The organism is Leifsonia sp. McL0607, from assembly GCF_049993355.1.
GTDB lineage: Bacteria > Actinomycetota > Actinomycetes > Actinomycetales > Microbacteriaceae > Leifsonia.
Genome location: NZ_CP188253.1, coordinates 2,669,549 through 2,694,431, shown reverse-complemented (window position 1 = coordinate 2,694,431; position 24,883 = coordinate 2,669,549). Strand labels below are relative to the sequence as shown.

Annotated in this window: 25 protein-coding genes; 3 read left to right on the top strand and 22 right to left on the bottom strand. The window is 67.3% G+C overall.

From position 1 onward, the window contains the following. Window positions 1–2 precede the first annotated feature (2 nt). The 5 genes from ACPPVW_RS13000 to nusA all read right to left on the bottom strand — a co-directional run bounded on the left by ACPPVW_RS13000 (window position 3) and on the right by nusA (window position 5,925). Window positions 3–962, bottom strand: a complete 960-nt coding sequence (locus ACPPVW_RS13000) for an IS481 family transposase (RefSeq protein WP_426623129.1) — start codon at window positions 960–962, stop codon at window positions 3–5. 204 nt (window positions 963–1,166) lie between these two features. Next, window positions 1,167–1,604 (bottom strand): 30S ribosome-binding factor RbfA, encoded by a 438-nt coding sequence (rbfA, locus tag ACPPVW_RS12995; RefSeq protein WP_426623534.1) that lies wholly within the window; start codon window positions 1,602–1,604, stop codon window positions 1,167–1,169. A gap of 61 nt (window positions 1,605–1,665) precedes the next feature. After that, a complete protein-coding gene (gene infB / locus ACPPVW_RS12990) occupies window positions 1,666–4,443 on the bottom strand; it encodes a translation initiation factor IF-2 (RefSeq protein ID WP_426623533.1) in 2,778 nt (925 codons plus the stop codon). 80 nt (window positions 4,444–4,523) lie between these two features. Further along, window positions 4,524–4,823: a YlxR family protein gene (locus tag ACPPVW_RS12985; protein WP_426623532.1), complete on the bottom strand. Its 300-nt coding sequence runs from the start codon at window positions 4,821–4,823 to the stop codon at window positions 4,524–4,526. A gap of 94 nt (window positions 4,824–4,917) precedes the next feature. After that, the gene (nusA, locus tag ACPPVW_RS12980) at window positions 4,918–5,925 is read right to left on the bottom strand and encodes a transcription termination factor NusA (protein ID WP_241705141.1); all 1,008 of its coding nucleotides are present in this window, start codon (window positions 5,923–5,925) and stop codon (window positions 4,918–4,920) included. Window positions 5,926–6,034: 109 nt separating this feature from the next. Between nusA and ACPPVW_RS12975 the strand changes: the two genes are divergently transcribed. Next, window positions 6,035–6,817 (top strand): DUF1206 domain-containing protein, encoded by a 783-nt coding sequence (locus ACPPVW_RS12975; RefSeq protein ID WP_426623531.1) that lies wholly within the window; start codon window positions 6,035–6,037, stop codon window positions 6,815–6,817. Here ACPPVW_RS12975 and ACPPVW_RS12970 read toward each other — a convergent pair. The 4 genes from ACPPVW_RS12970 to ACPPVW_RS12955 form a co-directional block, all read right to left on the bottom strand. Beyond that, a complete protein-coding gene (locus ACPPVW_RS12970) occupies window positions 6,814–8,811 on the bottom strand; it encodes an ABC transporter ATP-binding protein (protein WP_426623530.1) in 1,998 nt (665 codons plus the stop codon). The two genes, ACPPVW_RS12975 and ACPPVW_RS12970, sit on opposite strands and share 4 nt — an antisense overlap. Beyond that, complete coding sequence (locus tag ACPPVW_RS12965) at window positions 8,808–10,541, bottom strand: ABC transporter ATP-binding protein (protein ID WP_426623529.1); 1,734 nt, start codon at window positions 10,539–10,541, stop codon at window positions 8,808–8,810. Before ACPPVW_RS12965 ends, ACPPVW_RS12970 begins: the two co-directional genes overlap by 4 nt. Further along, on the bottom strand, window positions 10,532–11,218 hold the full coding sequence (locus ACPPVW_RS12960; protein WP_426623528.1) for a TetR/AcrR family transcriptional regulator: 687 nt from the start codon (window positions 11,216–11,218) through the stop codon (window positions 10,532–10,534). Before ACPPVW_RS12960 ends, ACPPVW_RS12965 begins: the two co-directional genes overlap by 10 nt. A gap of 88 nt (window positions 11,219–11,306) precedes the next feature. After that, complete coding sequence (locus ACPPVW_RS12955; protein WP_426623527.1) at window positions 11,307–12,278, bottom strand: aldo/keto reductase; 972 nt, start codon at window positions 12,276–12,278, stop codon at window positions 11,307–11,309. A 131-nt stretch (window positions 12,279–12,409) separates the two neighbouring features. On the opposite strand from ACPPVW_RS12955, the gene ACPPVW_RS12950 reads away from it, so the two are divergent. Both ACPPVW_RS12950 and ACPPVW_RS12945 read left to right on the top strand, forming a co-directional pair. After that, a complete protein-coding gene (locus ACPPVW_RS12950) occupies window positions 12,410–12,907 on the top strand; it encodes a methylated-DNA--[protein]-cysteine S-methyltransferase (protein WP_426623526.1) in 498 nt (165 codons plus the stop codon). Next, the gene (locus tag ACPPVW_RS12945; protein ID WP_426623525.1) at window positions 12,904–13,554 is read left to right on the top strand and encodes a DNA-3-methyladenine glycosylase I; all 651 of its coding nucleotides are present in this window, start codon (window positions 12,904–12,906) and stop codon (window positions 13,552–13,554) included. The genes ACPPVW_RS12950 and ACPPVW_RS12945 overlap by 4 nt, the downstream gene beginning before the upstream one ends. Window positions 13,555–13,911: 357 nt before the next feature. On the opposite strand, the gene ACPPVW_RS12940 is transcribed toward ACPPVW_RS12945, so the two are convergent. From ACPPVW_RS12940 to ACPPVW_RS12880, 13 genes are all read right to left on the bottom strand, one after another. After that, the gene (locus tag ACPPVW_RS12940; protein ID WP_426623524.1) at window positions 13,912–14,715 is read right to left on the bottom strand and encodes a YaaA family protein; all 804 of its coding nucleotides are present in this window, start codon (window positions 14,713–14,715) and stop codon (window positions 13,912–13,914) included. Continuing rightward, entirely contained in the window at window positions 14,716–15,273 is a 558-nt protein-coding gene (locus ACPPVW_RS12935; protein WP_426623523.1) for an AAA family ATPase, read from the bottom strand. A 1-nt stretch (window position 15,274) separates the two neighbouring features. After that, a complete protein-coding gene (locus ACPPVW_RS12930; protein ID WP_426623522.1) occupies window positions 15,275–15,535 on the bottom strand; it encodes a F0F1 ATP synthase subunit epsilon in 261 nt (86 codons plus the stop codon). Window positions 15,536–15,537: 2 nt separating this feature from the next. Further along, window positions 15,538–17,001 carry a F0F1 ATP synthase subunit beta gene (gene atpD / locus ACPPVW_RS12925; RefSeq protein WP_426623521.1) on the bottom strand — a complete coding sequence of 488 codons (1,464 nt, stop codon included), beginning with the start codon at window positions 16,999–17,001 and terminating at the stop codon, window positions 15,538–15,540. Window positions 17,002–17,026: 25 nt separating this feature from the next. Then, window positions 17,027–17,926: a F0F1 ATP synthase subunit gamma gene (locus tag ACPPVW_RS12920; RefSeq protein WP_426623520.1), complete on the bottom strand. Its 900-nt coding sequence runs from the start codon at window positions 17,924–17,926 to the stop codon at window positions 17,027–17,029. Window positions 17,927–17,952: 26 nt separating this feature from the next. After that, on the bottom strand, window positions 17,953–19,590 hold the full coding sequence (gene atpA, locus ACPPVW_RS12915) for a F0F1 ATP synthase subunit alpha (RefSeq protein WP_426623519.1): 1,638 nt from the start codon (window positions 19,588–19,590) through the stop codon (window positions 17,953–17,955). A 37-nt stretch (window positions 19,591–19,627) separates the two neighbouring features. Continuing rightward, a complete protein-coding gene (locus tag ACPPVW_RS12910; protein ID WP_426623518.1) occupies window positions 19,628–20,419 on the bottom strand; it encodes a F0F1 ATP synthase subunit delta in 792 nt (263 codons plus the stop codon). Continuing rightward, the gene (locus ACPPVW_RS12905) at window positions 20,419–20,985 is read right to left on the bottom strand and encodes a F0F1 ATP synthase subunit B (protein WP_426623517.1); all 567 of its coding nucleotides are present in this window, start codon (window positions 20,983–20,985) and stop codon (window positions 20,419–20,421) included. Before ACPPVW_RS12905 ends, ACPPVW_RS12910 begins: the two co-directional genes overlap by 1 nt. A gap of 31 nt (window positions 20,986–21,016) precedes the next feature. Further along, a complete protein-coding gene (atpE, locus tag ACPPVW_RS12900) occupies window positions 21,017–21,238 on the bottom strand; it encodes an ATP synthase F0 subunit C (RefSeq protein WP_055919180.1) in 222 nt (73 codons plus the stop codon). A gap of 51 nt (window positions 21,239–21,289) precedes the next feature. Continuing rightward, on the bottom strand, window positions 21,290–22,087 hold the full coding sequence (gene atpB, locus ACPPVW_RS12895) for a F0F1 ATP synthase subunit A (RefSeq protein ID WP_426623516.1): 798 nt from the start codon (window positions 22,085–22,087) through the stop codon (window positions 21,290–21,292). A 170-nt stretch (window positions 22,088–22,257) separates the two neighbouring features. Beyond that, on the bottom strand, window positions 22,258–22,767 hold the full coding sequence (locus tag ACPPVW_RS12890) for a hypothetical protein (RefSeq protein ID WP_426623515.1): 510 nt from the start codon (window positions 22,765–22,767) through the stop codon (window positions 22,258–22,260). Next, entirely contained in the window at window positions 22,764–24,023 is a 1,260-nt protein-coding gene (locus ACPPVW_RS12885) for an MraY family glycosyltransferase (protein ID WP_426623514.1), read from the bottom strand. The genes ACPPVW_RS12890 and ACPPVW_RS12885 overlap by 4 nt, the downstream gene beginning before the upstream one ends. 3 nt (window positions 24,024–24,026) lie before the next feature. Further along, the gene (locus tag ACPPVW_RS12880; protein WP_426623513.1) at window positions 24,027–24,830 is read right to left on the bottom strand and encodes an L-threonylcarbamoyladenylate synthase; all 804 of its coding nucleotides are present in this window, start codon (window positions 24,828–24,830) and stop codon (window positions 24,027–24,029) included. Between the last annotated feature and the right edge of the window lie 53 nt (window positions 24,831–24,883).

The following is a 24,883-nucleotide window of genomic DNA, read 5'->3' as shown; positions in this document are numbered from 1 at the left end:
CACTAGCTGTAGTTCCCCGTGAGGTTGTGAACGCGGGCTGAGGGGACGAGGCCGCCGATTCCGGTGTGGGGTCTGTGGTGATTGTAGTGATGGAGCCAGGTGTCGTAGGTTGCGGCTCTGGCTTCGTCGCTGAGGTAGGCGTGCGCGTAGGCCCACTCGGTGGCCAGGGTGCGGTTGAATCGTTCGACTTTCCCGTTGGTCTGCGGCCGGTAGGGGCGCGTGCGCCGGTGCTTGACTCTCGTGCCGAGAGCGTCGGCGAACAGTTTCGACCGGTAGCACGCACCGTTGTCGGTCATGACCGCGGTGACGGTGATCCCAGCGGCGGTGAAGAACGCGTTGGCGCGCAGCCAGAATCCGGCGGCGGTCTCTTTGCGCTCATCGTTCAGGATCTCCGAGTAGGCCAGCCTGGAGTGGTCATCGATAGCGTGATGCAGGAACGCATAGCCGCGGCCGCGGTGCCGGGACGGTGCTGCTGCCCGCCCCAGGACTCGGTGGCCACCACCATCGGGGATGCGGCCGAGCTTCTTGATATCGACATGGACCAGCTGGCCGGGGCGAGCGTGCTCATAACGGACAGCCCTCGGTTTGCGGATAGGGAGCCCGGTCGCTTGATCGAGGTGGTGCAGTAGCGGCATCCGATACCGGGCCAGCACCCTGCCCACGGTGGAACGGGGAACACCGAGGTGGTAGCTGATCCGATGCGGACCCCACCGCCACCTGAACCGCAACGCCACGATCCGGCGCTCCAACCGGGCCGGACACCGATTCGGGGACGAGTGCGGGCGGGAGGGTCGGTCGGTCATCGGCAAGCCTGCGCGTGCCCGATCGACCCACCGTTTCGCCGTCGCGGGCGAGCACTGGAACCGTTCCGCCACCCGCCGCAATGACCACCCGCGCTCCAGAACCAACTCGACCAGCCGTCGACGCCCTTCCGGCGTCAACGGTGCATTAGCGTGAGTCACGAAGACCTCCGTTGGCTAGATGTGAGTGTGGTAACCCACATCCTCCACGGAGGCCTTCGCTCACCTCAACCGTTCACAACGTGTCGGGGAACTACAACTAGCGGCAGCGTCGGTCCGGCTCCGGTTTCGTTACTTCACCGGGTGTCCCGGCACGAAAACGACCCGGTGGATCACCACCGGGCCACCTTCGCGCCTCGTAACGAGTCAGTCCTCTTCGTCGACGTCCCTCGGCTTCACGTACGGGTCCTCCTCGCCCGCAAAGCTCGCACTGGCGGCCATGCCGGCCACCTCGGTGTCGTGCTCGCGCGCCTGACGCAGGAGGTCCTCGATGTGCGCCGCGTTCTCCGGGATGGCGTCGAGCTGGAACTCCAGCGTCGGCGTCAGCCGGGCGGTGATGTTCTTGCCCACCTCGCTGCGCAGCATGCCCGTGGCCGCCTGCAGTGCGGCGGCCGTGTCGGTCCGCTCCTGGTCGGTGCCGTACACCGTGTAGAACACCGTGGCGTGCTGGAGGTCGCCCGTCACCTGGACGTCGGTGATCGTCACGAAGCCCAGGCGCGGGTCGCGCAGACCGCGATCGAGCCGCTTCGCGATGATGACCTTGATTCTGTCGGCGAGCTTCCTCGCCCGTGCCGGATCGGCCATGTCTGTATCTCCTTTCGGGGCAAGGCGGCCGGTGGCAGAGCCACCGGCCGCCGCTCCGACATCAGCCGCGGGGCTTCTCCCGCAGCTCGGTGGTCTCGATCTCATCGCCGACCTGGATGTCGTTGTACTTGCCGAGGCCGATACCGGCTTCGAAGTCCGTGCGCACCTCGGTGACGTCGTCCTTGAAGCGGCGCAGCGACTCGATGGCGAGGTTGTCCCCCACCACCACGCCGTCGCGGATGACACGCGCCTTGGCGTTGCGCGTGATCGTTCCGGACCGGACGATGACACCGGCGATGTTTCCGAACTTGGAGGAGCGGAACACCTCGCGGATCTCGGCCACACCCGACTGGACCTCTTCGAACTCGGGCTTGAGCATGCCCTTGAGGGAGTTCTCGATGTCCTCGATGGCGTTGTAGATGACCGAGTAGAAGCGGACGTCCACACCCTCGCGGGCCGCGCGCTCGCGCGCCTTCACGTCCGGGCGGACGTTGAAGCCGATCACGATCGCGTTGTCGATGGTCGCCAGGTCGATGTCCGACTCGGTGATCGCGCCGACGCCGCGGTGCAGGATGCGCAAGCTGACCGAGTCGTCGACCTCGATCTTCATGAGCGACTCCTCCAGCGCCTCCACGGCACCGGACACGTCGCCCTTGATGATGAGGTTGAGCGCCTCGACCTTGCCCTCTTCCAGAGCGCGGGTGAAGTCCTCGAGCGAGATGCGCTTGCGGGCCTTCGCCAGCTGGGCGTTGCGCTCGGCGGCCTCACGCTTCTCGGCGATCTGGCGCGCGGTGCGGTCCTCCTCGGTGACGATGAAGGTGTCACCGGCGCGCGGGACACTGGAGAGACCCTGCACCTGGACCGGACGGGACGGGGCGGCCTCGATGACAGCGTCGCCGTTCTCGTCGGCCATCGCACGGACGCGGCCGTAGGCCGTGCCCGCGACAATGGCGTCGCCGACGCGCAGCGTTCCGGACTGGATGAGCACGGTCGCGACAGCGCCGCGGCCCTTGTCGAGCTTCGCCTCGATGGCGACACCGCGCGCGTCCTTGTTCGGGTTGGCGCGGAGGTCGAGACCAGCGTCCGCGGTGAGCAGCACAGCGTCGAGCAGGCCGTCGATGCCGATGTTGTTGCGCGCGGAGACGTCGACGAACATGACATCGCCGCCGTACTCCTCCGCCACCAGGCCGAACTCGGTGAGCTGCTGGCGCACCTTGGCCGGGTTGGCCTCCGGCTTGTCGATCTTGTTGACCGCGACCACGATCGGCACGTTGGCCGCCTGGGCGTGGTTCAGCGCCTCGATCGTCTGCGGCATGATGCCGTCGTCGGCCGCGACCACGAGGATCGCGATGTCGGTGACCTGCGCACCACGGGCGCGCATGGCGGTGAACGCCTCGTGACCCGGGGTGTCGATGAAGGTGATGGCACGCTCGATGCCATCGTGCTCCGTCCACACCTGGTACGCACCGATGTGCTGGGTGATGCCGCCGGCCTCGCCCGCAACGACGTTCGCGTTGCGGATGGCGTCGAGGAGGCGCGTCTTACCGTGGTCGACGTGACCCATGACGGTGACGACCGGGGGCCGGATCTCGAGGTCCTCGTCGGACTCGCCCTCCAGCTCGGCGTCGAGGTCGATGTCGAAGCCCTCGAGCAGCTCGCGGTCCTCGTCCTCGGGCGAGACGACCTGGATCTTGTAGCCCAGCTCCTCACCGAGGATCTGGAAGGTCGCCTCGTCGAGCGACTCGGTCGCGGTCGCCATCTCGCCCAGGTGGAAGAGCACGGTGACCAGCGAGGCCGGGTTGGCGTCGATCTTGTCGGCGAAGTCGGAGATGGAGGAGCCGCGGCGCAGTCGGATGACAGTGCCGCCGTCGCCGCGGGGGACGCTCACGCCGCCCAGCGACGGGGCCTCCCGCATCTCGAATTCCTGACGCTTCGCGCGCTTCGACTTGCGGGCCTTCGACTTGCCGCCGCCACGTCCGAACGCACCAGCGGTACCACCGCCGGGGCCACGGCCGCGGCCACCGCCGCCGCCGGCCGGCCGCGGGGCGCCGAAGCCGCCGCCCGTGCCGCCGCCGGGGCGCTGGAAGCCGCCGCCCGCTCCTGCGCCGGCGCCACCGGGACGCTGCTGGAAGCCGGGACGACCTCCGCCGCCGCCCTGACGCGGACCGGGACGGTTGCCTCCGCCCTGACCGGGCGCGCCGATCCGGGGCGCACCGGGACGCGGCGGAGCCGGACGCGGGATGTTGCCAGGGCTCGGGCGCTGGCCCATGCCCTGCGAGCTGGAATACGGGTTGTTGCCGGGGCGCGGCGCGCTCGGGCGCTGGCCCATGCCCTGGCTCGACGAGAACGGGTTGTTGCCGGGGCGCGGGGCGCCGGGGCGCGGGATGCTGCTGGAGCCGGGTGCCGCGCTGGGGCGTGGAACCGACGCTTCGGCCTTCTCGCTCGGAGCGGCCGAAGCGGCGGCGGGAGCCGCCTGCTCGGTAGCGGCTTTCTCGGCTGCGGCCTTCTCGGCGGCGGCCTTCTCGGCGGCGGCCTTCTCGGCCGCGGCCTGACGCTCGGCGACCGACATCGGCGCCTGCGGCTTGGGCCCGCCGGACTCGCTCGACGCCGGAGGGCGCGGAGCAGCGGGGCGCGGAGCTTCCGCTTTCGGGGCAGCCGCCTTGTCGGCGCTGAAGCCCTCAGCCTCCAGGGCGGCACGCAGCTTGCGTGCTACCGGAGGCTCGATGCTGGAGGACGGTCCCTTGACGAACTCGCCCATCTCTTTGAGTTTCGCGAGCGCGACTTTGCTGTCGACGCCGAGCTCGCTCGCGACCTCGTGTACGCGTGGTTTTGCAGCCACAATTCTCCTGTCTGGGCCTACCCCCAGACAGGGCAGGCGTTAGTTGCGGACGGAACTCATTTCGAGCCGCTCATCGGTTGTCACTCATGTGAAGTCACTGCTTCTTCAGCCTGTTCTCTCAGCTGCGACCCCGGGAGGAGTCGCAGTGCGGCCCGGATGGCCGTCGACTCGAGGCTCACCTCCGCTCTCAGCGCTCGCCCGAAGGCTCTGCGCGTGAGTGCGAGATCGAGACACTCGTCGACCGGATGCAGCCACGCGCCCCGTCCGGGGAGAGTGGCGGACGGGTCCGCCACAAGTTCCGAATTCCGGAGAACGACCCTCAGAAGAGAGGACCGGGGAGCGCGAGAACGGCATCCGACGCACGTTCTGACGGCTTCCATCTTACCCCTCACGCATCTCTGCGCCGAATCAGCACGGAACGCCGCAGTGTTGAGAACGCATCTCGAACGCTGAGCATTCCCCGCGCGATGCCTCTTACTTGTCGTCGAGGATCGAATCGGGCTGGATGTCGATCTTCGCGCCGGTGAGTTTGGCGGCGAGCCGAGCGTTCTGCCCCTCCTTGCCGATGGCCAGCGACAGCTGGTAGTCGGGGACGAGCGCACGCACCGCCTTGAGCGACTCGTCGATCACGAAGGCGCTGGTAACCTTGGCAGGCGACAGGGCGCTCGAGACGAAGGTTGCGAGATCCGGCGAGTAGTCGACGATGTCGATCTTCTCGTTGTTCAACTCCGCCGTCACCGCGCGCACGCGCTGCCCGAGCTCGCCGATGCAGGCGCCCTTGGCGTTCACCCCGGGCTCCGTCGCGCGGACGGCGATCTTGGTGCGGTGGCCTGCCTCTCGCGCGAGCGAGACGATCTCGACGATTCCGCTGGCGATCTCGGGGACCTCGAGCGCGAACAGCTTGCGGACGAGAGCCGGGTGCGTGCGCGAAACCGTGATCGACGGCCCTTTGGCGCCCTTGGCGACGCTGGTGACGTAGACGCGGATGCGGGAGCCGTGAGTATACTCCTCGCCCGGCACCTGCTCCTCGGGCGGCAGGATGGCCTCCACGCTGCCGAGGTCGATGTGCACCATGCGCGGGTTGGGGCCCTGCTGGATGATGCCGGCGACGATGTCGCCCTCGCGGCCGCGGAACTCGCCGAGCACGGCGTCGTCGGCGATGTCGCGCAGCCGCTGGTTGATCACCTGCTTGGCGGCGAACGCCGCGATGCGTCCGAAGTCGCTCGGGCTGTCCTCGGCCTCGCCGATGACGTTGCCCTCGTCGTCGTGCTCGGGAACGTATACGGTGACATGCCCGGTCTTGCGGTCCAGGTGGACGCGCGCGGCGGGCGGCTGGTCGCTGTGCCCGTGACGGTGGTCGGCCTGGTTGGTGTGCTTGAGATACGCGGTCAGGATGGCCTGCTCGATGATCTGCACGAGCTCGTCGAACGGGATCTCCTTCTCGCGCTCCATGAGACGCAAGACGCTGAGGTCGATGTCCATGCCGGCCTCCTCTATTCAGATCTTCGCCGCCGCGCGACGGCGCGGCGGACTCAGTTCTCTACGGTACCGGAGATTCCGGTGAGCCGGGACCCCGCGTACTGTGCAGGGCATGAGCGCACCCACCCGAACCGCGTCTCGCCTCGAACGCAGCACGACAGTCCGGGTCCTGACCCGCGTCGGACTGGCCTCCATCGGCCTCCTCCATATCCTCATCGGCGTCATCGCACTGGCCGTCGCGGCGGGATCGGGCGGCCACGCCGACCAGTCCGGCGCCCTGCAGGCCGTCGCCTCGGTCCCGGGCGGCGTCTTCGTCCTCTGGCTGGTGGTCGTCGGCCTGATCGTGCTGGCCATCTGGCAGCTGCTGGTGGCCGTGACGGCGCACGGCGCGGCGACGAAGCTGCTCGAGATCGTCAAAGCCGTCGTCTATGCAGCGCTGGCCGCCATCACGATCTCGATCGCGACGGGAGGCCACCACAACGCGTCGTCGACCGAGAAGACACAGAGTGCGCGTCTTCTCGCTCTGCCCGGCGGGGTCTTCGTGCTCGCTCTGATCGGGCTGGTCATCGTCGCCGTCGGAGCGGGTTTCATCTGGAGCGGCGCGACGCACCGCTTCGAGCGCGACCTGAAGCTCCCGCCTGACGCCTGGGCGGGAGCGATCACCGTTCTCGGCCGGGTCGGGTACATCGCCAAGGGGGTCGCCCTCCTGCTCGTCGGCGGCCTGGTGGTCGCCGGCGCTGTGACCGTCGACCCGTCGAAGGCCGCCGGCCTCGACGGGAGCCTCAAGGCGCTGGTGAGCGTCCCGTTCGGCGTATTCCTGCTCGTCGTGATCGCCCTCGGGCTGCTCGCCTACGGGCTGTTCTGGTGCGTGCGCGCCGTCCGGGCACGGCTCTAGGCTCCCTCCTCCGCCGGCGCCGCGAACTGCGCGTTGTAGAGCGTGTAATAGGGCCCGCCCTGCGCGAGCAGCTCGGAGTGCGTCCCCTGCTCGACGATCTTCCCGGCCTCCATCACGAGGATCAGATCGGCGTCGCGGATCGTGGACAGCCGGTGGGCGATCACGAACGACGTGCGATCGGCGCGCAGGGCGCTCATGGCCTTTTGCACCAGGAGCTCGGTCCGGGTGTCGACTGACGAGGTCGCCTCGTCGAGGATCAGCACGCTCGGGCGGGCGAGGAACGCCCGCGCGATCGTCAGCAGCTGCTTCTCGCCCGCAGAGACATTGGAGCCCTCGTCGTCGAGCACAGTGTCGTAGCCGTCGGGCAGCGAGTGCACGAACCGGTCGACGTAGGTCGCCCTGGCTGCGGCGCGGATCTCGTCCTCCGTGGCGCCGGGACGACCGTAGGCGATGTTCTCCCTGATGGTGCCCTTGAACAGCCAGGTGTCCTGGAGCACCATCCCCATCCGCTCGCGGAGGTCGTGCCTCGTCATCGACGCGATGTCGACGCCGTCGAGGGTGATCCGGCCGGAGTCGAGATCGTAGAAGCGCATCATGAGGTTGACCAGGGTCGTCTTGCCCGCGCCGGTCGGGCCCACGATCGCCACGGTCTGGCCGGGCTCGGCCACGAGGGAGAGATCCTCGATGAGCGGCTTGTCCGGCAGGTACCGGAATGAGACGTCCTCGAAGGCGAGCCTCCCCCGCGTTCCCTCCAGGTTCTCCGGCTCGCTCGGGTCGGGGCTCTGCTCGTCGGCGTCGAGCAGTTCGAACACGCGCTCAGCACTGGCGACACCGGACTGCAGCAGGTTCGCCATCGAGCCCAGCTGCGTCAACGGCTGGGTGAACTGGCGCGAGTACTGGATGAAGGCCGTCACGTCGCCGAGCTGCATCGCGCCATTGGCGACTTGGAGGCCGCCGACCACGGCGATCGCGACGTACATCAAGTTGCCGACGAACATCATCGACGGCATGATCAGGCCGGAGATGAACTGCGCACCGAAGCTCGCCTCGTACATCTCTTGATTCTTCTGGCGGAACCGCTCCTCCACCTCGCGGTGACGGCCGAACACCTTCACCAGCGAGTGGCCGGTGAAAGCCTCCTCGATCTGACCGTTGAGCTCGCCCGTGTTGCGCCACTGCGCCACGAACAGCTTCTGGGAGCGCTTGGCGATCAGCGTCGTCACCAGCAGCGTGAGCGGGATGGTGATCAACGCGATCACCGCCAGCAGCGGCGACACGACGAACATCATCACCACCACGCCGATCACCGTCAGCAGCGAGGTGAGCAGCTGGCTCAACGTCTGTTGGAGGGTCTGCGAGATGTTGTCGATGTCGTTCGTGACCCGGCTCAGCAGCTCTCCGCGCTGCATCCGGTCGAAGTACGTGAGCGGGAGGCGATGGATCTTGGCCTCCACATCTTGGCGCAGCCGGTACACCGTGCGCTGGGTGATGCCGTTGAGCACATAGCCCTGCAGGTAGCTGAACACCGACGACGCGATGTAGAGCGCCAGCACCCACATGAGGATTTGACCGACCGCCGCGAAGTCGATGCCCTCGCCCGGCGTCAGCGTCATCCCGGAGATGAGGTCGGCAAGCTGTCCCTGACCGCTCGCGCGGAGGCCCTCGATGGCCTGCGCCTGCGTGATGCCCTGCGGCAGCTGCGCCGAGATCGCACCTGCGAACACCAGGTTGATCGCGTTCCCGAGCAGCTTGGGTCCGAGCACCGCGAAGACGACGCTCACGACGGCGAGGAGCGTGACGAACACGATCCCGACCATCTCCGGACGCAGCCTGCGGCCGAGCCGCTTCGCCGACGGCCCGAAGTTCAGGGACTTGTCGCCCGGCAACGTCATACCGCCGCCGAACGGACCACCTCCTCCCGGGCCGCGCCGGACCGGGGTGCGAACCGGGGCCTGTGTCGTCGCGCCGCCACGGGCGCCGTCGTCGCGGCTCATGCCGCCTCCTCCGCGGTCAGCTGCGACGAGACGATCTCGGCGTAGGTGGGGTTGCTCTCGACGAGCTCGGCGTGGGTTCCGCGGCCGACGACCCGGCCGTCGTCCAGCACGATGATCTGGTCGGCGTCGACGATGGTGGACACGCGCTGGGCCACGACGATCATGGTCGCGTCGGCCTCGTTGCGCGCCAGCGCCTGCCGCAGTCGTGCGTCCGTCGCGGTGTCGAGAGCCGAGAACGAGTCGTCGAAGATGAAGATCTCCGGCTGGCTCACGAGGGCACGGGCGATCGCGAGTCTCTGCCGCTGGCCTCCCGAGACATTCGTGCCGCCCTGGGCGATCGGACCCTCGAGCTTCTCGGGCATCTCGTCGACGAAGCCCTTCGCCTGCGCGATCTCGAGCGCGCGCCAGAGCTCGTCGTCGGTGGCGTCGGGGTTGCCGTACCGGAGGTTGCTCGCGACCGTGCCGGAGAACAGGTACGGCTTCTGCGGCACCAGGCCGATGCGCGACCAGAGCAGTTCGGGATCGAGCTCGGCGACGTCCACGCCGTCGACCAGGACGATCCCGCTCGTCGCGTCGAACAGTCGCGGGATGAGGTTGATCAGCGTGGTCTTGCCCGCGCCGGTGCTGCCGATGATCGCGGTCGTCTTACCGGCCTCCGCGAAGAACGTCACGTCGCTGAGCACCGGCTGCTCGGCGCCAGGGTACGAGAAGCCGACACCGACGAACTCGACCGTGCCCTTCGCCGACACCTCCGTCACCGGGTACTCCGGAACCGCGACCGACGGCTCCGTGCCCAGAACCTGGCCGATGCGGTCGGCGCAGACGGCCGCTCGCGGGACGAGGACGGCCATCATCGTGGACATCATCACGCCCATGAGGATCTGCATGAGGTATTGCAGGAAGGCCGTCAAGGTCCCGATCTGCATCGAGCCGTCGGCGACCCGGAACGCGCCGAACCAGATCACCGCGACGCTGGAGACGTTGAGCACCAGCATCACGATCGGAAACATCAGCGCGAACAGTCGGCCCGCCCGGATCGCGGTATCGGTCACCTCGTCGTTGGCGACGGAGAAGCGGGAGGTCTCGACCTCCTCGCGCACGAACGCGCGAACCACGCGGATACCGGTGAGCTGCTCGCGCAGCACGCGGTTGACCCTGTCGATCCGCTCCTGCATCTTGCGGAACAGCGGGACCATCTTGACGATGATGATGCTCACCGCGATCAGCAGGACGGGGACGCTCACGGCGATGAGCCACGACAACTGGATGTCCTGCTGCATCGCGAGCACGATGCCGCCGATCGCCAGGATCGGCGCCGAGACCAGCAGGGTGCAGGTCATCAGCACGAGCATCTGCACCTGCTGGACGTCGTTGGTGTTGCGGGTGATCAGCGAAGGAGCGCCGAAGTGGGTGACCTCCCGCTCGGAGAACTCGCCCACCCGGTGGAAGATGGCACCGCGGAGGTCGCGACCGACCCGCATCGCCACCTTGGCGCCGAAATAGACGGCTGTGATCGAACACGCGACCTGGACGATCGTGATCCCGAGCATCTCGGCGCCGGTCGAGAGGATGTAGCCGGTGTCGCCCTTGGCGATGCCGTTGTCGACGATGTCGGCGTTCAGCGTCGGCAGCCACAGGGACAGCAGCGACTGCGCCAACTGGAAGACGACCACCCCGATGAGGAGCGGCCAGTGCGGCCGGAGGAACCGGCCGAGGAGTTTCAGGAGCATCGTGGCTCTCCCTGCTGTGCCGCATCGGCGGCGGTCGTGGGTGTGTAGATCGCGAACGGCCGGCCGGCAACGCCCACCAGGGCGATCCGGGCAAGGTCGTCGACGCTGAACTCGAGGCCGTCGTTCAGTGCGGGGAACGCGGACGAGAAGCTGATGAGGCGGAGGATGTGGGCGACGCGCTCCGGAGGCCAGTTGAGGTCATCTGCCTCCGGAGCGAGGATCTGGGCGATGATGGCCGCGAATTCGGTGCCCTCCTGCGGCACGGGCGGCCGCTGGTGGCCCACGACCGCCATGATGCGCATGACGCTCCTGAACCGCTCCCGCAGCAGATAGACGATGGCGCGCACCTTGTGCTCGAGAGGCAGGGCGGGGTCGATGGAGCGCAGCGCCTCGCGGAGCGGCTCCGGGTCGAGGTACTTCTCGACGGCCGCCTGGACGAGTGTCTCCTTGTCGCCGAAAGCGCGGAAGATCGTGCCTTCGGCGATTCCGGCCGCGTCCGCGATCTGGCGGGAGGTCACCCCGCGGCCGTGCTCGACCAGCAGCGGGATGACAGCGTCGATGATCATCGCTTTGCGGTCCTCCGGCGCGAGCGGCTGCGCGCGCGTCCGCGCCGGCTGGTCGGTGTCCGGTTGGACCGCCGCCTCGGCCTCCAGCTCCGTCTCAATAACTGTCTCCACGCCTGTCTCCACGGACGAAATGGTAAGCGGAGTGAGTGCTCACTCACAACCGAGGACGCGTTCGCCCTGAGCGAACCGCTCCTGAGGCTCAGTGCCGACGCGGGAAGAAGCCCGAGATGGCCTCCACGTCGTGGGCAGTAGGCGACCAGGCCGTCGCCGCCTCGGCGTTCGCGACGATCTGCTCAGGGCGGGTGGCGCCCGCGATGACGCTCGTGAGTCCGGGCTGGGCGAGCAGCCAGGCGAACGTCGCTGCCAGCATCGTTACGCCGCGCTCGTCGCAGAACGCCTGGTACGCCTCGATGGCATCCCACGGCGCGTCATCGAGGAGATGCTTGCGGATCATCATGATGCGGCTGTCGGCCGGGCCGCCAGCGCGGCTGAACTTGCCCGTGAACAGACCGTTATAGAGCGGGAAGAAGGGCAGGAAGCCGAGTCCATAGGCGTTCACCGCCGGCAGCACCTCCCGCTCTGCGTCGCGCTCCAAGAGGCTGTACTCGTTCTGCGACGAGATGAACCGAGGGTGTCCGGCGAGCCGCGCAGTGAACTCTGCCTCGGCGATCTGCCAGCCAGCGAGGTTGGAGTGGCCGATGTAGCGGATCTTGCCCTCGGCGATGAGATCGTCGAGGGTCGCGAGCGTCTCTTCGATGGGCGTCGACGGGTCTGGGCGGTGCAACTGGTACAGGTCGATCCAGTCGGTCCGCAGGCGGCGCAGGGAGGCCTCCACGGCGAGCCGGATGTACCGGCGCGATCCACGGACACCCCAGTCGGGGCCGTTGGCGCCCGCCATGTCCATGCCGAACTTGGTCGCCAGGACGACCTTCTCGCGTTTGCCCTCGAGCGACTTGCCCATGAGGGTCTCGGAGAGCCCGCGCTCCTTGCCGTAGATGTCCGCAGTGTCGAAGAGGGTCACGCCGGCGTCTATCGCCGCACCGATGACGGCATCGGTGCCCTCCTGCGTCTCGGAGGCCGTGCCCGCGCGGCCGAAGTTGTTGCAGCCGAGCCCGATCATGGAAACGATCAACCCGGAGGGTCCGAGAGTGCGGTATTCGATGTTCGCCATGCCGTCGAGTCTAGGCAGCGCGCTGCCGGCGATCGAATCGCAAACTCCTCCACACGAGGCTGCGCGAACGACTTGTCCCCGATGTCCGATTTCCGCGAGTAACTGTCGGCCGCCGGCCCTAGAGTCGACCCATGAGCAGTTCTTTCTCGTACCTCCTTCGCCTCCCGAGCCCGATCGGCCGCATCGAGCTGACCGCCGACGGCGAGGCGGTCACGACGCTCTCGATCGCACGCGACGACGTGCTCCCGTTCGACGATCATCCCGAGCGCAGCTCCGCCGTGCTCGACGACGCGGCCGCACAGCTCGACGAGTACTTCGCCGGAACGCGGCGGAACTTCGACGTCCCGGTGCACCTCGCAGGAACGCCGTTCCGCACGGCGGTCTGGCAACACCTGTCCGGGCTGAAGTACGGCACGCTCACGACCTACGGCGAGCTCGGTCTCGCGATCGGGCGCCCAGGCTACGGTCGAGCCATCGGCGGCGCCGTCGGCGCCAATCCCGTGCCGATCATGATCGGATGCCACCGCGTGCTCTCGTCGACGGGCAAGATCACCGGCTACAGCGGTGGTGAGGGCATTCCCACCAAACTCTGGCTGCTCGAGCACGAGGGGATCACGCTAGCCGCATGACCACGACAGATCAGCTGCCCGAGTCCACTTCCGCCGATTCTGCAACCCCTCCTGCGCCCGCCACACCCGCCTCCCGGTCCGCCCTCGCCGTCGGCGACGACGGGGTGGCCCGCTGCTCGTGGTCGGCGAGCGATGCCGAGTACCGCCGCTATCACGACGAGGAGTGGGGCACGCCTCAGCACGATCCGCGGGCGCTTTACGAGAAGCTCTGCCTTGAAGGCTTCCAGGCCGGGCTCTCCTGGATCACCGTCCTGAGACGCCGGCCGGCCTTCCGCGAGGTCTTCCACGGCTTCGACCTCGCGCGGGTCGCTGCGATGACGGAGGACGACGTGCAGCGGTTGCTGGGCGACGAGCGGATCATCCGACATCGGGGCAAGATCGAGGCCACCATCTCGAACGCGAAGGCCGTCCTCGACCTCGACGTTCCCCTCGACGTCCTCATGTGGGGCTTCGCACCCACTGGCACTCGAGAGCGCCCCCGCGCGTGGGACGATGTCCTCGCGGTGACCCCGGAATCGACCGCCCTCAGCAAGGAGCTCCGCCGCCGCGGCTTCCGCTTCGTCGGCCCGACCACGATGTACGCGCTCATGCAGGCGACGGGCATGGTCGACGATCACTTCGAGGGCTGCTTCCGCGCCAGCCGGTGATGGCAGGTCGACTCGTCGCCGACAAGAAGAGTCGGGCCGGCGGACGTGATCAGTGGAACCGTTCTCGCTGGTGGCGGAGCGTCCGCTCGTGCCCGACCGCAGGCGGAATCACTGTGCAGCCGCCACACCGGTTCCGGCTTCGGCACGTCCCAAAGACGTGTCCGCGATCAGCGCGCCGACCCGACTGGCATGTGGAGGTCGAGCCGCATCGCGGCGCGCGACCTCGGTGGGATGTCCCTTCTCGCTCGTGAGTTGAGTTTATCTCACTTACTCCTCGAAAACCACCATCGTGCCGCGGGCGCGGCGCATTCTCAGCCGGCTGAGTGTCAGCGCGCCAAAGCCCGCCGCCGGACGGTCTCAGCGAGGCACGCTGAGAACCGCGGTGAGCTTGCCCGGCGTTCCGGTCACCTCCGGCACCACCAGGTTAAGTTCGCCCGCGCGGTCGGTGGAGATGGTCAGGTCATAGCCTTCGTCCGCCGCCCAGGCGAGCAGTTCGCCAGTCGAAGCGAAGTGTTCCCCACCCGCGACGAGCGCGCGTGTGAACAGGCCCTTGGCCTGCTTGTTGAAGTGATTCAGCGCCCGAACCGTCCCGCTCTCGTCGCGCGCTAACACGCGAAGGTAGTGCGCGCCCTCCCGCACCGGCAGGGGCCCGAGGGCGGCGTAGCCCTCCGAGCGCAAGTCGAGGATGACGCCGTCGACCGCTGCGAGCTCGTCCGCGCACGCCGCGCTCCACCGCTTCTTGAGCGACGGTGAGAGCCGCGAATCGAACGACAATCGATACGCCGGGATGGGGTCGGCGGCCCGCACCAGGCCGAGCAGGGCGGACTGCACCGCGACGCTCTCCGCCGCGAACCGCCACTGCTCCGCCGTGAAGGAGTCGGCATCCAGTGCGTCGTAGAGCACCCCGGTGTAGCGCAGCAGCGCCGGCATCGTCGATGCCGATCGCAGCACACGATTGCGTTCCACCTCGGCGGCCGCGTGCTTCGGCCCGAGCTTCAGTGCTCGGGCTGCGGCATCGGGTGATGCCGTCATCGCGACCGTCTCGTCGACGACCGCGGATCGCGTGGAAGTCAGAGCCGGAAAGCTCAGCGACTCGAAGGCGAGCGGAACGTCCGCTCCCCCGTCGCGCTTGGTCTCCGACGGGGGCAGGAGCAGGAGCACTCAGCGGTCCAGGAAGGCCAGCGCAGCGTGGACGTTCTCGCCGAGCGGGCGAGAAGTGTCGAGCGTGATGCGAGGAAGCGACGCAGCCGCGCCCCTCCACTCCGCGTAGTCGTCGATGCTCTGCTCCACCGCGTAGGCGGCGGTCAGGTCGGTGCGCTTCGAGAGTCGCTCCTCGTGGAGGTGCACATCGAGGCAGACGGTCTCGATCACGCTCAGTTTGACCCCGCAGCGCTCCGCAAGATCGCGCCACTGCAGTCGTGCGGGTTCGACCGCGTTCACGGCGTCAACTATCACCGACTGACCGCTCACGAGCAGCTGCTCGGCCATCCGCTCGGCGACAAGGTACGCGGCGAGCCCGGTCGGCTGGTCGGCGTCGATGCCTGCTTTGAGGATCGCGGCCTCGATCGGATCGACCGAGATCGCCGTGGCGCCGAGCCGGCCCGCGACGATCTCGGCGATGGTGGACTTGCCCGAACCAGGAAGCCCGGCCGTCACGACGAGGACGGGGACGCGGACCTCTCCGAACTGCCGATCGAGCGGGGCTGCCTTGTCGGTCATGTCAGAGGAGCTCTGCCTGACGCGCCACGATGGTGACCGTGTCGTTCTCCACAGAGAGGAAGCCGTCGTCGGCCTGGGCCGTGATCGACTCGCCTCCGTGGAGGGTCACACGCACCTCGCCCTGGGCGAGGATGGCGAGCAGCGGCTCGTGGCCGGGCAGGATACCGATCTGCCCCTCCACGGTCCGTGCGACGACCATGCTCGCCTCGCCCGCCCACACTTCGTGGTCGGCGGCGACGATGCTGACGTTGAGGACAGCCATGCTTAGCCGTTCTCCTTCTGGATCTGCGCCCACTTCTCCTCGACGTCGGAGATCGCACCGACGTTGAAGAACGCCTGCTCGGCCACGTGGTCGAACTCGCCCTTGGCAATGGCGTCGAACGACTCGATGGTGTCCTTCAGCGCGACGGTCGAGCCCTCGACTCCGGTGAACTTCTTCGCCATGTAGGTGTTCTGTGAGAGGAACTGCTGGATGCGACGCGCCCGCGACACGGTGATCTTGTCTTCTTCGGACAGCTCGTCGACACCGAGGATCGCGATGATCTCCTGCAGCTCCTTGTTCTTCTGGAGGATCTGCTTGACGGTGATCGCGACGCGGTAGTGGTCGGCGCCCAGGTAACGGGGGTCCAGGATGCGCGAGGTCGAGGTCAGGGGGTCGACGGCCGGGTACAGACCCTTCGACGCGATCTCACGGGAGAGCTCGGTCGTGGCGTCGAGGTGCGCGAACGTGGTCGCCGGCGCCGGGTCGGTGTAGTCGTCGGCCGGCACGTAGATCGCCTGCAGCGACGTGATCGAGTGACCGCGGGTCGAGGTGATGCGCTCCTGGAGGACACCCATCTCGTCGGCCAGGTTGGGCTGGTAACCCACCGCGGACGGCATGCGGCCGAGCAGCGTGGAGACCTCGGAGCCGGCCTGCGTGAAGCGGAAGATGTTGTCGATGAAGAGCAGCACGTCCTGCTTCTGCACGTCGCGGAAGTACTCCGCCATCGTGAGCGCGGAGAGAGCGACGCGCAGACGCGTGCCCGGCGGCTCGTCCATCTGTCCGAAGACGAGAGCGGTCTTGTCGAAGACGCCCGCCTCCTCCATCTCGTGGATGAGGTCGTTACCCTCACGGGTGCGCTCGCCGACACCGGCGAACACCGACACACCACCGTGATCCTGCGCAACGCGCTGGATCATCTCCTGGATGAGGACGGTCTTGCCGACACCCGCGCCGCCGAACAGGCCGATCTTGCCACCCTGCACGTACGGAGTGAGGAGGTCGATGACCTTGATGCCGGTCTCGAACAGCTGGGTCTTCGACTCGAGCTGGTCGAACGCCGGAGGCTGACGGTGGATGGACCAACGCTCGCTGATCTCGATCTTCTCGCCCGGCTCGGCGTTGAGCACGTCGCCGGTCACGTTGAAGACCTTGCCCTTGGTCACGTCGCCGACGGGCACCGTGATCGGCGAGCCGGTGTCGCGGACCTCGCCACCGCGGACCAAGCCGTCGGTGGGTTTCAGGGCGATCGCGCGCACGAGGTCGTCACCGAGGTGCTGGGCGACCTCCAGAGTGATCTCGGTCGACTGCTCGCCGATGGTGATAGTGGTCTTCAGGGCGTTGTAGATGCCCGGGATCGAGTCGTGCGGGAACTCGATGTCGACGACCGGACCGGTGACGCGGGCGATGCGTCCCACGCCGGCCGGCTTCGCGGTCGAAGCCTGGGCTTCGGCGGTAGCGGTAGTCATGATTCGTTCTCTCTCGTTTGGACGATTATTTTGCCGAGCTCAGCGCGTCCGCGCCGCCCACGATCTCGGAGATCTGCTGGGTGATCTCCGCCTGGCGGGCGTTGTTGGCCAGTCGCGTGTAGTCGGTGATGAGCTTGTCGGCGTTGTCGCTCGCGGCCTTCATCGCCTTCTGCGTGGCCGCGTGCTTGGAGGCTGCGGACTGCAGCATCGCGTTGAAGATGCGGCTCTCGATGTAGACCGGCAGCAGCGAGTCGAGCACGGTGTTGACATCCGGCTCGAACTCGTAGAGCGGCAGCACCTGCGTGCGGTCCGGCTCCTCGACGCCCTCGACGACCTCCAGCGGAAGCAGGCGCACGATCTGCGGCTCCTGCGTCAGCATGCTCACGAAGCGGTTGTAGATGACGTGGATCTCGTCGACTCCGCCATCGGACGCGTCGCGCAGGAACGATTCGAGGATCGCGTCGGCGATCTCCTTGGCCTGCTCGAACTCGGGTTTGTCCGTGTTGCCTGTCCACACCCGTTCGAACGCGCGGCGGCGGAAGCTGAAGTAGCCCTGCGCCTTGCGTCCGATCAGGAAGTAGACGACCTCTTTGCCCTGGCTGCGCAGCAGTTCGGCGAGCTTCTCAGACTCTTTGAGCACGTTCGAGTTGAACGCGCCCGCGAGACCGCGGTCGGACGAGAAGATGACGATCGCAGCGCGCTCGATCTTCTCGGGCTCCGTGGTGAGGATGTGCTCGACGTTCGAGTAGGTCGCCACCGCCGACACCGCGCGCGTGATCGCGCGGGCGTACGGCGAGGAGGCGGCCACCCGAGCCTGCGCCTTCTGAATGCGTGAGGCGGAGATCAGCTCCATGGCACGGGTGATCTTCTTGGTCGTCTGGGCAGACTTGATCTTCTGCCGGTAGACCCGAAGCTGTGCTCCCATGTGTCTTCCTCAGTACCTATCCGTGCTCAGCGCTTCGCCTTGACGATGCGCTCCTGGTTGACGTCCTCTTTGGCGCTGGCCTCGAACTCCTCGCGTCCGACCGAGGCGAGCGGCTTGCCCTCGCCCGTCTGGAATTCGAGCTTGAACTTGTCGACCTCGGCGCCCAGCTTCTCCACCGTGTCGTCGTCGAGAACGTTGGTCTCGCGCAGCGTGGTGAGGATGTCGGTGGTGCGACGAAGGTGGTCGAGCAGTTCGGCCTCGAAGCGGAGGATGTCCTCCACCGCGACCTCGTCGAGCTTGCCGTTCGTTCCGGCCCAGATCGAGACCACCTGCTCCTCGACGGGGAACGGCGAGTACTGCGGCTGCTTGAGGAGCTCGGTCAGACGAGCACCGCGAGCGAGCTGGCGGCGGCTGGCCGCGTCCAGGTCGGAGGCGAACATCGCGAACGCCTCGAGCGAGCGGTACTGAGCGAGCTCGAGCTTGAGCGTGCCGGAGACCTTCTTGATCGACTTGACCTGCGCGTCGCCGCCGACTCGGGAGACGGAGATACCGACGTCGACCGCGGGACGCTGGTTGGCGTTGAAGAGGTCGGACTGCAGGAAGATCTGACCGTCGGTGATCGAGATCACGTTGGTCGGGATGTAGGCCGAGACGTCGTTCGCCTTGGTCTCGATGATCGGCAGGCCGGTCATCGAGCCCGCACCCAGTTCGTCGGAGAGCTTGGCGCAACGCTCCAGCAGGCGGGAGTGCAGGTAGAACACGTCGCCCGGGTAGGCCTCGCGTCCCGGCGGACGACGGAGGAGGAGCGACACGGCGCGGTAAGCCTCGGCCTGCTTCGACAGGTCGTCGAAGATGATGAGGACGTGCTTGCCGCCGTACATCCAGTGCTGGCCGATGGCCGAGCCGGTGTAGGGGGCGAGGTACTTGAAGCCGGCGGGGTCGGAGGCCGGAGCCGCGACGATGGTGGTGTACTCCATCGCGCCGGCGTCTTCGAGCGCGCCCTTCACCGAGGCGATGGTCGAGCCCTTCTGGCCGATGGCGACGTAGATGCAGCGGACCTGCTTGCTGACGTCGCCCGACTCCCAGTTGGCCTTCTGATTGATGATCGTGTCGATCGCGATGGCCGTCTTACCGGTCTGGCGGTCGCCGATGATCAGCTGGCGCTGACCGCGGCCGACGGGGATCATGGCGTCGATGGCCTTGATACCGGTCTGGAGCGGCTCGTGCACCGACTTGCGCTGCATCACGCCGGGGGCCTGGAGCTCGAGCTCGCGACGACCCTCGGAGGCGATCTCGCCGAGGCCGTCGATCGGGTTGCCGAGCGGGTCGACCACGCGACCGAGGTAGCCGTCGCCGACCGGGACGGAGAGGACCTCGCCGGTGCGGGTCACCTCCATGCCCTCGACGATCTCGTCGAACTCGCCGAGGACCACGACGCCGACCTCGTTCTCGTCGAGGTTCTGCGCCAGGCCCAGGGTCCCATTCGCGAAGCGGATGAGCTCGTTTGCCATCACGCCGGGGAGGCCCTCCACGTGAGCGATGCCGTCGGAGGCGTCGAGGACGTGACCGACCTCGGTGGTCTCTGCATTGGTCGGCTCGTACTTCGAGACGAAGTCCTTGAGCGCGTCCCGGATCTCATCGGGGCTGATCGAAATATCTGCCATCGTTGTTCCCTACCTGGGTTTCTCTCTAAGAGGGCGGTCAGCCCGCAAGCTGAAGTCGTAGTTCGGTGAGGCGCGACGCGACGCTTCCGTCGATGACGTCGTCGCCGACCTGCACGCGCAGGCCGCCGAGGATAGCCGGGTCGACGACCTCGTTGAGCTTGAGGTCGCCGTACGTGGCTGCGAGGCTCTCGCGCAGGCGTTCGGCCTGCTCGGCCGGGAGCGGCGTGGCCGTGACGACCGTGGCGATCGTCTGGCCGTACTGTGCAGCGATGATGCGTGCGGCCTCGCGCAGCGATTCGCGGACGCTGCGCCCGCGCGGCTGGAGGACCAGCTGACGGACGATCGCGACGGTCTGCTTCGAGGCCTTGTCGGCGAGCAGGCGCTCCGCCAGTTCTGCCTTGGCCTCGGGCGCCGCCAGCTTGCTGCGGAGCGCGAGCTCGAGCGCGGCGTCGGAGGTCACGGCCCCTCCGAACGCGAAGAGCTCGCCCGGGATGTCCACGTTGCGCGGCGACGACGCGGCGATCGAGCGGATCCCGAGTTCTTCGATCGCGGACAGGACGTCGACCTGGCTCGACCAGCGCTCGCCGGCGACGACGGTCAGCAGCTCGACCGCAGGTGCCGAGAGCGAGGCGAACACGCGCTGGACCAGCACAGCCTTGCCTTCAACCGGAGCCGAAGGGTCGCTGAGGACCGAACGGAGCTGGGCAGAGTCGGCGACGACTCGTCCTGCGGCGAACAGGTCTTCAGCCGTCGCCAGATCGGCCTTGGACCCGAGCCCGGCGAGAGCCGAGACGGATCGGGCCAGTGCTTCTCTGGAGGCGCTTCCCATCAGTTGCTCGATCCTGCCTTCTCGGCCTTCTCGCTGGACTCGAGGTCGGCCAGGAACCGGTCGACGATCGCCTGAGCCTTCTTGTCGTCCGTGAGCACTTCGCCGACGACGCCGGAGGCGAGGTCGATCGCGAGGGAGCCCACCTCGCCGCGGAGCGAGACGAGCGCCGACTGGCGCTCCGCCTCGATCTGGGCCTGGGCGGCGGCGGCCACGCGCGCGGCCTCGGCCGTCGCGTTGTCCTTGGCCTGCGCGACGATCTGCTGACCGTCGGTCCGGGCGGTCTCGCGGATCTTGGCCGCCTCGGCACGCGCGTCGGCGAGCTGGGCGGTGTACTCCTCCAGCAGCGCCTCGGCCTTGTGCTGAGCCTCGTCGGCCTTCGCGATGTTGCCTTCGATCGCCTCGGCACGCTGATCCAGGAGCTTCTGCATGCGCGGCAGCGCGTAGATCCAGAAGAAGATCAGGATGACGACGAAGCAAATCAGCGAACCGACGATGTCGTACCACTGCGGGATGAGCGGATTGATCGTCTCGCCCTCCGTAGCGGCGCGGATCACACCGTTGATCATCGTTCCTCCTTATTGAGAGAGATGAGGAGGATTACTGGAAGATGAAGTAGGTCGCGATTCCGATGAACGCGAGCGCCTCGGTGAACGCGATACCGATCCACATCAGGACCTGGAGACGGCCGGCCAGCTCGGGCTGGCGAGCGACGCCCTCGATGGTCTTTCCGACGACGATGCCCACGCCGATGGCCGGGCCGATGGCGGCGAGGCCGTAACCGACGGTGGCGATGTTGCCGTTGATTGCAGCGATGTCCACGTTATGTGTTTCCTTCCGTGATAGCGGTTCGTGCGGTTGCGCGAACCGTAATTAGTGCTCCTCGGCGACTGCGAGCTGGATGTAGACAGCGGTGAGCAGTGCGAAGACGTAGGCCTGGAGGACAGCCACCAGGATCTCGAACAGAGTGAAGATGAAACCGAAGCCGAGCGCGCCGATGCCGAGGACGATCCAGCCCTGACCGAGCGCGAACGTGAAGAAGACGGACGCGCTGAAGAACAACACCAGCAGCATGTGACCGACGATCATGTTCATCATGAGTCGGAGCGTCAGTGTGATCGGCCGCAGAACGAAGGTCGAGATGAACTCGATCGGCGTGACGATGATGTAGATGGCCTTTGGAACACCTGCCGGGAACAGCGCATTCTTGAAGAAGCCGGACGGGCTCTTCTTGACACCGGCGTAGATGAAGGTGATGTACGAGACCGCTGCCAGGACGAGCGGCACGCCGATGACGGAGGTGCCCGCGATGTTCAGGAACGGGATGACACCCGTCAAGTTCATGAACAGCACCATGAAGAACATGGTGGTGAGGATCGGGAGGAACCGCCGGCCGTCTTTGCGGCCGAGCAGGTCTTCCGCGATGTTCACCCGAACGAGGTCTAGTCCCATCTCCACGAGCGACTGGAAGCGACCGGGGACGACGCGCATGCGGCGCGTGCCCAGCCAGAACACCAGGAGGAGTGCGACGACGGCGATGAAACGGACCAGCATGATCCGGTTGACCTCGAAGCCACCGATGGAAAAAATGGCCGGTGGGAAGAACTCGTTGATCGACGGGCCGTGGAAGCTTCCATCATCGGAGCTTGCGGCCTGGACCAGCAGGTTCACAGCGTTAGCTAACAGCGCTATCTCCTGTTTCGGGGCGTCGAGCTGAAAGCTCTCGCGACGACGAACGGTGGACACCCGCGCTCGCGCGCCGTGTTGCTTCGGGCGCGTACGGGTGGGGAATCACTGACAACTCTACAAGAGTTTTCAACCGGTAACGAATCGGATACAGCTCAGCGCTTCTGCCCCGGCAGTGTCACGTCGCTGACGTAGGGGATGCGCGACCGGAGGACGACGACCATGTCCACCACGAGCGACCCGATCACGCCCGCGATGAGGCTCAGGAACAGCACGACGGGGTTGATCCACGGCTGGTCGCGCAGCACGATCGCGAGCACGATGAACAGCACGAACTTGAGGATCCAGCCGCCGAGGACGACACCGAAGAAGATGCCGACGTAGAGGTCGGAGCTGATGAAGCGGTTGGCGATCAGGATGCTGACGGCGGTGATGCCGAGGAACACCGCGGCGATCAACGTGCCGATGAGTGCGCTCGTGACTCCGATCCAGCCTGCGAAGATGCCGCCGAGCACCATCCCGATGATCGCGATGGCGCCGGCGAGAATCACCCCGTACTTGAGCGCGTTCTTCAGAACCGCTGTCGACGTGAGCTGCTGCGGCGTGGAACGCTGCGCGGGCTGGTCCGGCCGCTGGGCGGGCGTGCCGTCCTGGTGGTCGGTCATCGGGTCTCCTCGGTGGTGGTGTCGGTGTGGATTGTTCGTGCAGCCGCGACGCGGATGCTCTCGCTGGCGATGTCGAGCTGGTCGTAGCGGGCCGTCTCCTCGGCTTCCCTGCTCCCGACGGGCGCCAGCTCTGCCGCCGCTTCGTTCGCTTTGCGCCTGCTGAGCGGCGCCAGCGTGATGGCCGTGCAGATCACGAGGCCGATCGCGACGAAGACGATGGCCATCCAATACGGGTCGAAGAAGAACAGCAGGCAGCCGATGGAGAGGACCGCGGTCCAGGCGTAGAAGATCAGCACGGCGTGCAGGTGGGTGTGACCCATGTCGAGCAACCGGTGGTGCAGGTGCTTGCGGTCGGCGGTGAACGGCGACTTGCCTGCGCGCAGGCGGCGCACGACAGCCAGACCGAAGTCGAGCAACGGGATGACGAGCACGGCGAACGGGATGGTGACCGGTATGAACGCCGGCACCAACGACGACTTGCCGAGCGTCTGCAGCGCCTCCGGGTTGATCGTGCCGGTGACGGAGATCGCCGAGGTGGCCATCAGCAGGCCGATCAGAAGGGCGCCCGCGTCACCCATGAACATCTTCGCCGGGTGCCAGTTGAGCGGCAGGAAGCCCGCGCACGCGCCGACCAGGATGGCTGCGATGACACCGGCGAGGCTGAAGTAGTTCTGGGGGCTGATCTCACGCTGCAGGAGGTAGGTGTAGATGAGGAAGGTGCCGTTGGCGATCAGCGCGACGCCGGCGACGAGCCCGTCCAGGCCGTCGATGAAGTTGATCGCGTTCATGACCAGCACGATCGCGAACAGGGTGATCACGATGCTCATGACCGGGGAGCCGACGGTGAGGCCGCCGATCGGGAGCGAGTAGATCTGCACCCCGAGCCAGGCGACCAGACCTGCCGCGACGAACTGGCCTGCGAGCTTCGTCATCCAGTCGAGATCCCAGAGGTCGTCGGCCACGCCGAGAACGACGATGAGGAGCGAGGCGCCGAGGATCGCCACGATCGGCCCGGCGTCGGAGAAGATCAGCGAAAGCACGCCGAACTGGCTGGACAGCAGCCAGGACACTCCGAAGGCGACCAGGATGCCGAGGAACATCGCGACCCCGCCGAGGCGCGGCGTCGGCCGGGTGTGCACATCGCGTTCGCGGATCTTCGGGTACAGCTTGAACCGCACCGCGAGTCGGTAGACCACCAGTGACATCCCGAACGTGATCACGGCCGAGATGAGCGCGAGTGCGAGGAAGAGGGTCACGGCTCAGGTGTCCGCAGGGGCGTCGAGGCCATCGCGCTCGGCGGAATCGGTCGAGTCGGCGGAGTCGGTCGGGGCGGCGGGGTCGGTCGAGCCGACAGGGTCACCCCCCGCTGCGGAGCTCGACTCGTCGGCCAGCGCGTCACCGACGACGGCGCGCAACTGGTCCGCGGTGATCACGCCGTGACGGAGGATGCGGAGCTTGCCCGCACCGGACACGAGCGCGGTGGCGTCGACGATCGTCGACGCGGAGTCGTGGCCATCGACGCGCTCGTAGGACGTCCCCACCTCTCCTCCGTCGAGATAGACGGCGACCGAGTCGCCGAGCATGGCCTCCGCTTCGGCGGCGGTGTGCGCGGCCGGACGCCCGGTCAGGTTGGCGGAGGATACGGCCAGCGGCCCCGTCTCCGCCAGCATCTCGAGGGCGATACGGTCCTGCGGCATGCGCAGCGCGACCGTTCCGCGGGTCTCGCCGAGGTCCCAGACCAGCGAGGGCGCGGCGGGCAGGACGATGGTCAGGCCACCCGGCCAGAATTCAGCGACCAGCGCCTCCACCTCGGCCGGCACGTGCTCGGCGAGGGCCGCCAGGGTCGGGATGCCAGGAACCAGCACGGGAGGCGGCGACTGCCGGCCGCGTCCCTTCGCCTCGAGGAGCCGCTGCACCGCTGCAGGGCTGAAAGCATCCGCGGCGACACCGTAGACGGTGTCGGTGGGGATGACGACCAGCTCGCCGCGGCCGATCGCCCCGCGGGCGAGGCGCATGCCGGTGAGCAGTTCGGAATCGACGGAGCAGTCGTAAATGGGAGCCATGACGCACCCATGATAGTTGAGCTACTGCAAGATTCTCTGCGACCGCGCGGGTG

Bases quoted from the DNA above. Each gene is read 5' to 3' on its own strand.
- rbfA (WP_426623534.1), bottom strand. From the start codon at position 1,604: ATGGCCGATCCGGCACGGGCGAGGAAGCTCGCCGACAGAATCAAGGTC.
- ACPPVW_RS12985 (WP_426623532.1), bottom strand. From the start codon at position 4,823: ATGGAAGCCGTCAGAACGTGCGTCGGATGCCGTTCTCGCGCTCCCCGG.
- nusA (WP_241705141.1), bottom strand. From the start codon at position 5,925: ATGGACATCGACCTCAGCGTCTTGCGTCTCATGGAGCGCGAGAAGGAG.
- ACPPVW_RS12975 (WP_426623531.1), top strand. From the start codon at position 6,035: ATGAGCGCACCCACCCGAACCGCGTCTCGCCTCGAACGCAGCACGACA.
- ACPPVW_RS12970 (WP_426623530.1), bottom strand. From the start codon at position 8,811: ATGAGCCGCGACGACGGCGCCCGTGGCGGCGCGACGACACAGGCCCCG.
- ACPPVW_RS12965 (WP_426623529.1), bottom strand. From the start codon at position 10,541: ATGCTCCTGAAACTCCTCGGCCGGTTCCTCCGGCCGCACTGGCCGCTC.
- ACPPVW_RS12955 (WP_426623527.1), bottom strand. From the start codon at position 12,278: ATGGCGAACATCGAATACCGCACTCTCGGACCCTCCGGGTTGATCGTT.
- ACPPVW_RS12950 (WP_426623526.1), top strand. From the start codon at position 12,410: ATGAGCAGTTCTTTCTCGTACCTCCTTCGCCTCCCGAGCCCGATCGGC.
- ACPPVW_RS12945 (WP_426623525.1), top strand. From the start codon at position 12,904: ATGACCACGACAGATCAGCTGCCCGAGTCCACTTCCGCCGATTCTGCA.
- ACPPVW_RS12935 (WP_426623523.1), bottom strand. From the start codon at position 15,273: ATGACCGACAAGGCAGCCCCGCTCGATCGGCAGTTCGGAGAGGTCCGC.
- ACPPVW_RS12930 (WP_426623522.1), bottom strand. From the start codon at position 15,535: ATGGCTGTCCTCAACGTCAGCATCGTCGCCGCCGACCACGAAGTGTGG.
- atpD (WP_426623521.1), bottom strand. From the start codon at position 17,001: ATGACTACCGCTACCGCCGAAGCCCAGGCTTCGACCGCGAAGCCGGCC.
- ACPPVW_RS12920 (WP_426623520.1), bottom strand. From the start codon at position 17,926: ATGGGAGCACAGCTTCGGGTCTACCGGCAGAAGATCAAGTCTGCCCAG.
- atpA (WP_426623519.1), bottom strand. From the start codon at position 19,590: ATGGCAGATATTTCGATCAGCCCCGATGAGATCCGGGACGCGCTCAAG.
- ACPPVW_RS12910 (WP_426623518.1), bottom strand. From the start codon at position 20,419: ATGGGAAGCGCCTCCAGAGAAGCACTGGCCCGATCCGTCTCGGCTCTC.
- ACPPVW_RS12905 (WP_426623517.1), bottom strand. From the start codon at position 20,985: ATGATCAACGGTGTGATCCGCGCCGCTACGGAGGGCGAGACGATCAAT.
- ACPPVW_RS12890 (WP_426623515.1), bottom strand. From the start codon at position 22,767: ATGACCGACCACCAGGACGGCACGCCCGCCCAGCGGCCGGACCAGCCC.
- ACPPVW_RS12880 (WP_426623513.1), bottom strand. From the start codon at position 24,830: ATGGCTCCCATTTACGACTGCTCCGTCGATTCCGAACTGCTCACCGGC.